Here is a 5,170-nt window from a genome sequence, read left to right as displayed (position 1 = left end):
CGCCGAGCTTCCCGTGACTCGCCCCACCGTCCCGCCGAACTCGCCGTCACTGGCTTTGCCGTCCCGCCGAGCCTCCCGCCACCGCCCCCACCATCCCGCCGAACTCCCCGCCACCGACCCCACCATCCCGCCGAACCCGCCACCACCGACCCCCATCCCGCCGAGCGCAGATGACCGGCCCCCATCCCGCCAAGCTTCCCGGCGCCGCCCAACCACCCCACCACCCCACCACCCCACCGAGCCTCCCTACTTCGCCTTCCCCCCGCCGCACCTGCGGGGTAAGCCGGTTTCGCCGCCCTCACCACCCCGTCCCCGTCCTACATGCAGCGCCGGGCCACCAAGGCCGCGTTCAGGTGGTGTAGGTCGCTGGTTCGGTTCGGGGAGAGGCCGGTCAGGGCGGCGACGCGTCGGATTCGGTAGTCGACCGTGTTCGGGTGCAGGTGCAGGGTCGCGGCGGTGGCTCGGCGGTCCAGGTCGTGGGTCAGGAGCGTTTCCAGGGTCAGGAGCAGGTCGGGCTTGTGGTCCAACGGGGCCAGCAGGCCCGCCAGACCCGCCGACGCCGCGCTCGGGCGGCTGAGTTGGTAGTCCAGCAGGACGTCGGCCAGCCGGTACAGGCCCGGGCCGCGTCCGCTGTCGCGCACGAGCCGGACCACCTCCGCGTTCCGCGTCACCGCCGCCGGGATGTCCGCGGGCTCGGTGATCGCGGCCGCCGCCGTGACGGGTGTGCCGGCCGACTCCGCCGCGTGGGCGATCAGCGCGTCGAGCGACGGCCACGGCGGCGGCGCGTCGACCGCGAGCAGGGCCGTGCCGCCGGCCGCGTCCAGGGCGGTCAGTGCCGGTTCGCCGGTGAAGCGGTCGAGGGCTTGGCGGATCCGGCGGAGCTTGCGCCGCGCCGCGATCACCGCGACCGGGCCGGGCCGCGCCTCGTCCGGGTGTGCGGCCAGGGCGAGCGTGAGTACGACGTAACGCGCGGCGGGTCGCACCCCTGTACGCCCCGCGACCACGTCCGGCTCCTCGCCCGCGAGCAGGGACGCGAGCAGCAGACGCCGGTCGCTGTACTCGTCGCCCTCCAGGAGTTCGCGGGCTTCGAGGTAGGCCGCGCTGACCGACGCGATCAGTTCCCGCTGCAGCCGCAGCAGGTGCGTGGACAGTTCCAACACGGCGGGGAGTTCGTCCGGACGGGCCCGAGCCGTCGTCTCGCGCCAACACATCTCCACGCCTATCTGATAGGCCGTCAGGATCGCGTCCAGGGGTACGCCCTCCTCGGCCCGTTGGGCTGCGGAGATCCGCTGCGGCGCGAGATCCGGGCCGTCCATCGGTTGCCGGCGCTCGATCACGTCGGCGAACAGACGCAGCGTGTGTTGCACGATCTCGGCTATGTCCCCGGCCAGTTCCTCGTCCGGAAGCGCCGCGTAAACGGGCAGCTCCGCAAGCAATCGGCGCAGCACGCTTCTCGTCAACGCCGGTGCGGACGCTCGCAGTTGCGGCGCGACCGGCCGTCCGCCCAGGGCCAGTGCGTGCGTCCGCGCCCGTCGGTCGCGCGCCGAATTGTCACGTGTCACATCGACCTCCCGGAAAGTCTGTGTTACTCACCAGTTAAGCCGAGGTGTCCGAGTCTGCATGATGACGCGTGGGACTTTCCACGACCGGCAGGAGTCGTCATGAACTCTGCGGCGCGCACAAGGAACACGACAGGCGCAGGAAACACCAAAAACACCACGAGCAAGGCCAAGACCAAGGGCAAGGGCAGGGGCAAGACGAGCCGACTGCACACCCTCGCCCGAGGCGCCGCAGCAGTGGTCGCAGCCGGCTCGTTGGCCCTCCTCGGGGTCGTCGCCGGCTCCGCACCCGCCGGCGCGGCGGACCGGCAGGTGTACGTCGCGCTCGGTGACTCGATGGCCTCGGGGCCGCTGATCCCGGACATCACGGGGCCGTTGGCGTGCGGCCGCTCCACCCACAACTACGCGCACGTGCTGGCCGCCCGCTTCGCCGTCGACAAGTTCCGGGACGTGACGTGCAGTGGCGCGGACACCGGTGACATGACATCACCCCAGGAACTGTCCCTGGCCGGCGTCGACATGGGTACCGCGCCCGCGCAGTTCGACGCGCTGAGCGCGGACACCACGCTCGTCACCCTCACCATCGGCGGCAACGACGTCGGCCTGGTCGGCGTCGCGCAGGGCTGCGCGACGCTCAACCCGTTCGCGACCCCGTGCCGGGACACGTGGACGGCCGGTGGGGTCGACCGGATCGCGCAACGCATCGACGCCTTCGCCCCCAAGCTCGGCGCGGTCCTCGCCGGCATCCACGCCCGCGCGCCGCTGGCCCGCGTGGTGGTCACCGGATACGGCCTGTACATCAAGCCCAACGGCTGCTGGCCCTACCAGCCGGTCCTCGGCGTCGACGCGAACTACCTCCAGGGCAGCGTGAACCGGTTGAACTCGACGGTGGCCGCACAAGCCGCCGCACACGGCGCGGAGTACGTGGACGTGGCCGGCCCCAGCGACGGGCACGACGCGTGCCAGGCACCCGGCGCCAAGTGGGTCGAGGGCTATGTACCGACCGACCTGGCGGCCCCTCTGCACCCGAACAGGCGCGGCGAGGCGAACTACGGCCGAATCATCGGAGACCACATCGACTGACCCGCCGGCCGGACCCGAAGGCGGTGCCGAACCCCGTCCTCGCAAGGCGAGTTCGGCGCCGCTCCCCGCTCACCAGACCGTACGACGACCGCACCCGAGGCCACGGCCCGCACCCGCCCGACCGCGCTGCACCGACCACCAAGACCCCACACCCGCCCACCACGCTGCACCCGCCAACAGACCCGCACCCGCCCGCGACACTGCGACTGCCGTCAAACCCGCCCCGCCCAACCAACCAACCAACCGCGAAAACGACCCGGCCACCGCCGACCCTGCGCCCACACGGCCCGTTCACCAGACCTCACAAGCCGAACGACCGCCACCGCCGCCACCACCCCCGCCGCAGCCCTCACCGCCGCCGCCCACGCAGCGGCAAGAACTCCCCCGCACCGCCCAGGCACCGCGCGGGCGCAGCCAAGGGAATCGACTCGACCCAAGCCCAACACACAAACCCGACCGGCCCACAACCCACGACCGGCAGCGCCCCAACCCACCGAACGTGGCGCACAAACCACACCGCCCAGTGTCACCTTCCGCATCGCGGGGAACTCAGCCCGCCCCGCCAAGCCAGGCCACACGACCCCGACCGGCCCCACACCCGCAACCGGCAAACCCACCCCGCCAAACGTGGCCGCACAGCCCCCGACCGGCCCCACACCCCACGACCGGCAAACCCCCGCCCGCCAAACGTGGCCGCACAGCCCCGACCAGCCCCACACCCCACGACCGGGCGAACCCCCGCCCCGACAGGAAGCGTCACCCCTGGCTGTGGTCCCCCGACTGTGCCAACGACCGCTCGACGCCCGCCTCCAGTTCCTTCCGCGCGGCGTCGTCCGTGGCCCCCGAACGCTCGAAGGCCACGATCGCGCCCCGCCACAGCTGCGCGGCCTCGCGATACGCGAAGTGGATCTCGGCGTCCAGTGCGGCCAGGCGCGCGTAGTGCGTGGCCTTCGCCGCCGTCGCCCGCGACGCGGAGGCCAGGTAGTGGTGCGCCAACGCGGACACGTCGCGCGGGCGGATCGCCTCGATCGCCTCGGCCGTGCGCGCGTGCATCCTGGCCCGCCGCAACTGGGACAGGTCCTCGTACAACGTGTCCCGTACCAGCGCGTGCGTGAACCGCAGTTGCCCCGCGTCCGGCTCGACGAGCAGGCCGGTCAACAGCGCCGACTCGACCGCGTCCAGAACCGTGTCCTCGTCGGTGCCGCCTTGTGCCAACAGCACGTCGACGTCGATGTCCCGGCCGAGCACACACGCCTGCTTGAGCACCTCCTGCGCCGCCGTGGGCAGCCCGGTGAGGTGGCGGCGAATGACATCCCGTACGCCCACCGGCACTTCGGACACCGCCGCGTGCGCCCCCTCGGCCGCGAGCACGCGCGCGGTCTCCAGCACGTAGAAGGGATTGCCCGCAGTCCGGTCCACGATGGCCCGCACGGTGTCCTCGTCGATCGGCGCCGAGACCGCGCCGCGCACCAGATCGGCGACCGCTTCCGGCGCCAGGCCGGTGAGTTCGATCCGATCGGGTCCGACCCGGGCAAGCCGCGCGAGCGCGTCCGCGAGCAGGTCGCCGACCTCGTTGTGCCGGTAGGTGACCACGAGCAGCACCCGACCGGTGGCGTCGCGGTCGGTCGCGAGGTGGCACAGCAGCGCCAGGGTCTCTTCGTCCGCGCGGTGCACGTCGTCGAGGACGAGCAACCAAGGCGTCTCGGCGGTGGCTGCGGCCAGGTAACCCACCACCGCCTGATGCAGCATCAGCTTCGCGGCGGCCTGGTCGCCCACGGGGACGTACGAATCGGCGAGCAGCGGCGCGAGTACGCGCGCGGTCTCCTCGTCGGGCGGGCTGCTCGCGGCAAGGGTGCGCAGCATCTGCGTCCATGGCCAACCGGCCGGCGCACCGCCGGATTCGGGGCAGCGCCCCCACGCGGCCCGCCAGCCCTGAGCGGCCAGCAACTCCCGTACGTGCTCCGTCAACGCGGTCTTTCCCTCGCCCGGATCACCGCTCACGAGCGCGACCGCGAGCCGGCCGTCGGCCCGTTGCGCGGCGGTGAGCAGAGTCGCGGTCTCGTCGGCTCGGCCGATCAACGTGGTCGCGCGGGACACGGGTACCTCCTGCGTCGGGTCACCGGACGTCATCAGGCCGCCGGAAGCCATCAGATCACCGGAGGCCGTCGACCCACCCAGCGGCAGCAGAGCGCCCGAGGGCGGCAAGGCCCCGGACACCACCGCAGCCCCGGAAGGCGTCGAACCTCCCGAAGACGACAAGCCCCCCGCAGGCGACAAGCCCCCGGAAGCCGCACCCGACACCGTCGAACCCGCGGCACCTACGGCACCCGCCGAACCTGCGGCACCCGCGGCACCCGCCGAAGGCGTCAAGGCCCCCGACGCCGTCAACGCACCCGAAGGCATCGACTCACCGGAAGCGGCCTCCCGTGAAGCAACCTCGCCGAACGACCCCGAGCCCCCGAACGTCCCTCCCCCCGCCCCCACTTCACCGGAAGCACCCAAAGCACCAAACCCACCCGAAGCCCCCG

3 protein-coding genes are annotated in these 5,170 nt (G+C 72.5%); 1 reads left to right on the top strand and 2 read right to left on the bottom strand.

Translation table 11 applies throughout. From position 1 onward, the window contains the following. Positions 1-317 precede the first annotated feature (317 nt). A complete protein-coding gene (locus tag GT354_RS05440) occupies positions 318-1,514 on the bottom strand; it encodes a helix-turn-helix domain-containing protein (protein WP_161355029.1) in 1,197 nt (398 codons plus the stop codon). A gap of 147 nt (positions 1,515-1,661) precedes the next feature. Here GT354_RS05440 and GT354_RS05435 point away from each other — a divergent pair, with 147 nt between their 5' ends. Continuing rightward, positions 1,662-2,642: an SGNH/GDSL hydrolase family protein gene (locus tag GT354_RS05435; protein WP_202511536.1), complete on the top strand. Its 981-nt coding sequence runs from the start codon at positions 1,662-1,664 to the stop codon at positions 2,640-2,642. A gap of 756 nt (positions 2,643-3,398) precedes the next feature. Here GT354_RS05435 and GT354_RS05430 read toward each other — a convergent pair. After that, positions 3,399-4,790: an AAA family ATPase gene (locus GT354_RS05430; RefSeq protein WP_161355027.1), complete on the bottom strand. Its 1,392-nt coding sequence runs from the start codon at positions 4,788-4,790 to the stop codon at positions 3,399-3,401. Between the last annotated feature and the right edge of the window lie 380 nt (positions 4,791-5,170).

Source organism: Streptomyces sp. SID3343, assembly GCF_009865215.1.
In the GTDB taxonomy this organism is placed as follows: domain Bacteria; phylum Actinomycetota; class Actinomycetes; order Streptomycetales; family Streptomycetaceae; genus Embleya.
Note: the sequence above shows the minus strand (reverse complement) of the source record. Positions and strands in the feature narration are given on the sequence as shown.